Annotated in this window: 3 protein-coding genes and 1 pseudogene; 2 read left to right on the top strand and 2 right to left on the bottom strand. The window is 72.2% G+C overall.

The window, feature by feature from the left end; genetic code table 11:
* Together GTW40_RS17205 and fahA are read right to left on the bottom strand one after the other, a co-directional pair.
* A pseudogene (locus GTW40_RS17205) lies at positions 1–306 on the bottom strand (M56 family peptidase); the annotation flags it as partial.
* Between the two features lie 175 nt (positions 307–481).
* Positions 482–1,693, bottom strand: coding sequence for a fumarylacetoacetase (fahA, locus tag GTW40_RS17200; RefSeq protein WP_161181085.1), 1,212 nt, complete (start codon positions 1,691–1,693; stop codon positions 482–484).
* Between the two features lie 283 nt (positions 1,694–1,976).
* On the opposite strand from fahA, the gene GTW40_RS17195 reads away from it, so the two are divergent.
* On the top strand, positions 1,977–3,233 hold the full coding sequence (locus GTW40_RS17195) for an ATP-grasp domain-containing protein (protein ID WP_161181084.1): 1,257 nt from the start codon (positions 1,977–1,979) through the stop codon (positions 3,231–3,233).
* Between the two features lie 119 nt (positions 3,234–3,352).
* Positions 3,353–3,906 (top strand): FAD/NAD(P)-binding protein (locus GTW40_RS17190; protein WP_161181083.1); only part of this gene is annotated, 554 nt, incomplete at its 3' end.

Below are 3,906 nucleotides of genomic sequence, written 5' to 3'. Positions count from 1 at the left end.
GGCCCCGGAGGCCAGCAGCACCGTGAGCACGGCGGCCCACGGCGGCGCGGCCGAGAGGTCGTACGCGGCGGTGACGGCCGGCGGAGCGGGTGCGAACACATGGTCGCGGACGGTGTGGAAGACGGCCGCCGCGCCCAGCACCAGCGCGGTCAGACAGCACAACAGCACCGTGGCGACCAGGCACTGCCACACCCACAGCGCCACCACGGGCTCCCGGTCGGGCCACGCGGCCCGGGTGAGCGCGCGGGGCGCGGGCAGCGCGGCCGTCAGCGCGACGGCGCTCAGCAGGAGCAGGCAGACGGTCATGCCGGGGCTCCGGTTCCTGGTGGCCAAGGGGTGCGGGGCGGTGGTGCGTGTTACGTCAGTATGACGCGGGGAGGGCCGTCCGTCAGTCGTCCTGAGGGCCGAACGGGGAAGCGGAACGGCCCGGTTGGAACTTCCGCGGCGGCACCCCGGCATCAGCGCCCCGGGCCGCCCGCGCTCAACTCCCCACGATCCGCCCGCTCACCTCGCCAAGGCCCACCCGGGCCCCTTCCGCCCCCGGCGCCCACGCCGTCAGCGTCACCGCGTCACCGTCCTCCAGGAACGCCCGCTTCCCGTCCGGGAGTTCCAGTGGGTCGCGGCCGTTCCAGGTCAGCTCCAGGAGCGAACCCCGCTGGTTCTCGGCGGGTCCGCTCACCGTGCCGGAGGCGTAGAGGTCGCCCGTGCGCAGGGAGGCGCCGTTGACCGTGAGGTGGGCGAGCTGCTGGGCGGCGGTCCAGTACATGGTGGAGAAGGGGGGTTCGGAGACGACCTGGCCGTTGATGGCGACGGAGATGCGGAGGTCGTAGCCGCCGGGGCCGGTGCCGGAGTCGTCGAGGTAGGGGAGGAGGGGGTGCGTGCGCTCGGGCGGGGCCACGCGCGCGTGCTCCAGCGCCGCCAGCGGGGTGATCCACGCCGACACCGAGGTCGCGAAGGACTTGCCGAGGAAGGGGCCGAGGGGGACGTACTCCCAGGCCTGGATGTCGCGCGCGGACCAGTCGTTGAGGAGGCAGAGGCCGAAGACGTGCTCGCGGAAGTCGGTCAGCGGGACGGAGGTGCCCTGTGCGGAGGGCGTGCCGACCACGAAGCCGACCTCCGCCTCGATGTCCAGCCGGACGGAGGGCCCGAAGACGGGCTCGGGGTCGTCGGGGCCCTTGCGCTGCCCGGAGGGCCGTACGACATCGGTGCCGGAGACGACGATCGTGCCCGCGCGGCCGTGGTAACCGATGGGCAGGTGCTTCCAGTTGAGGGTGAGCGAGTCGATGGCGTTCGGGCGGAAGATGCGGCCGACGTTGCGGGCGTGGTTCTCCGAGGCGTAGAAGTCGACGTAATCGGCCACCTCGAAGGGGAGGTGGAGACCGACCTCCGCCAGGGGGTGGAGGTGGGGTTCCACAACGGCGCCGTGAGCGGGGTCGGTGACCCAGGTGGTCAGCGCGCCGCGCACCCGCGACCACGCCTCCGGTCCGGCGGCGAGCAGCGGGTTCAGTGTGGGCCGCGCGAGCAGGTCCGCGTCCGGGGAGCCGAGCTGCCTGGCGACCGCGCCCGCGTCGAGCACCCGGTCGCCGAGCCGGACCCCGACCCTCCGTTCGGGACTGTCGGAGGGCGAGAACACGCCATAGGGAAGGTTGTGCGGACCGAAGGGGTCGCCCTCGGGGACGTCGAAGGGGGGCATGGGTGCCGCCTCACTCTCATCCGGACCGTGCCTGGTGTGGCCATCCATGTGGTCGGCCCACACGTTACGGCCGGAACAGCTGTATTGGCAGCACTGTGAGGCGCGTTGACGAGCGGTTCCGTGGCCGTTTGGGGCGACCGCCGGGGAGTTGTCCGCCCCATGTCTAAAGAGTTCGCAATGTCCGAATAGCGCTTGTCGGAGGGAAGTGTTCCGGCTTAGCGTCCATGAGGGACACGGGCGGGGTGGGTCCGGTCCAAAGGGGGGACACGTGGGGGGACGACCCATGGCCGGAAGCCGCGTCGGGGCGCCGGTCCAGGCGGACCGTGAAGTGCCGGGTCTCATCGTCAAGTTCGGCGGCTATCCGCTGCATCACGGCGGGGTCGGCGCGATCCGGAGTCTCGGCAGGATCGGCGTGCCGATGTACGCGATCACCGAGGACGCCTACACCCCGGCCGCCGCGTCCCGTTATCTGAAGCGGGCCTTCGTCTGGCCGACGACGGGGGCCGAGGAACCGGAGCACCTGGTCGAGGGGCTGCTGCGGATCGGCCGCCACATCGGCCGCCCCACGGTCCTGATCCCGACCGACGAAGAGGCCGCCGTCCTCATCGCCGAGCACCAGGACGCGCTGGCCGGGCCGTTCCTCTTCCCGCGTGTGGACCCCGCGCTGCCGCGCCGCCTGGCCAGCAAGCAGGGGCTGCACGAACTGTGCCGGGAGCACGGGATCGCGACTCCGGTGACGGTGTTCCCGCGCTCGTACGCCGAGATAGCCGAGTTCGCCGAGCGGGCCCGCTTCCCGGTGGTGGCCAAGAACCGCGAGGCGTTCGTCCGGCGCAGCCGGCCCGCCGTGGGCGGCACCACCCGGATCGCCACCCGCGCGGGGCTGCTCGACCTCGCCCGCGACTGGGGCGAGGAACCCGGCGTCATCCTCCAGGAGTATCTGCCGAGGGAGTCCGCCGAGGACTGGATCGTGCACGCCTGCTTCGACGCCGACGCGGGCCCGCTCGCCCTCTTCACCGGGGTCAAGGTGCGCTCCTGGCCGCCGCACGCGGGGATGACGGCGCACGCGTATGTCGTGGACAACCCCGAACTCGCCGACCTCGCCGCGCGGTTCATCAAGGAGATCGGCTTCAGCGGGGTCATCGACCTGGACCTGCGCTTCGACCGGCGCGACGGGCAGTACAAACTCCTGGACTTCAACCCCCGCATGGGCGCCCAGTTCCGGCTCTTCGAGAGCGAGTCCGGCATCGACGTCGTACGCGCCCTGCATCTCAACCTCACCGGGCGGCCCGTCCCCGAGGGCGCGCAGCGCTCCGGGAACCGGTACGTGGTGGAGAACATCGACCTGCCCGCGCTCCTCGCCTACCGCCGTAGCGGCTACACCACACCGCACGCCCCGGCGCGGGCGAGCGGCACCGAACTGGCCTGGCTCGCGGCGGACGACCCGATGCCGTTCCTGACGATGATGGCCCGCTTCGTGCGTCCGGGCGCGAAGCACCTCTACGCGCGGTGGCGGACCAACCGCCGCGGCGGCACCGCCTGATCCCCGAAGAGACAGCACACAGGCAGCACGAGAACAACACCCCACGAAGGCAAGGCGCAGCGGCAAGACGAAGCGGCAAAGCCACGGGAGTGGCGTGAACGCGTCCTGGGAGGGACTTCGTGATTCGACCGGTTGCAGTCGTCGGGGCGGGGCCGTTCGGCCTGTCCACCGCGGCCCATCTGCGGGCGCGGGGGCTGCCCGTCCGCGTCTTCGGCGACCCCATGGTGAGCTGGCGCGACCACATGCCCGAGGGGATGCTGCTGAAGTCGACGCCCGCCGCCTCCAGCCTGGACTGCCCGCAGCCGGGGCACACCCTCGCGGACTACTGCGACGCGGCGGGGATCCGGCGGCTGGTCACCGACGAGGACATCATCCCGGTCGAGACCTTCACCGCATACGGCGAGTGGTTCCAGCGCAAGCTGGTGCCCGGTCTGGAGCAGGTGCGGGTGGTCTCCGTCGAGCGGGCGCGGGGGAGCGGCGACTTCGAGCTGAAGCTGGACTCGGGGGAGGCGTTCCAGGCCCGCGCGGTGGTGGTCGCGACCGGTCTGTCCGGGCTCGCCCATCTGCCGCCCGAGCTGGCGGGCGCCGCGTCCGAGGGTTCCGGCCCCGCCGCCCCCGTCTCGCACGTCTACGAGCACCACGACCTCGGCCGCTTCTCGGGCAAGGAGCTGAT

This window comes from Streptomyces sp. SID4985, from assembly GCF_009863025.1.
GTDB lineage: Bacteria > Actinomycetota > Actinomycetes > Streptomycetales > Streptomycetaceae > Streptomyces.
Note: the sequence above shows the minus strand (reverse complement) of the source record. Positions and strands in the feature narration are given on the sequence as shown.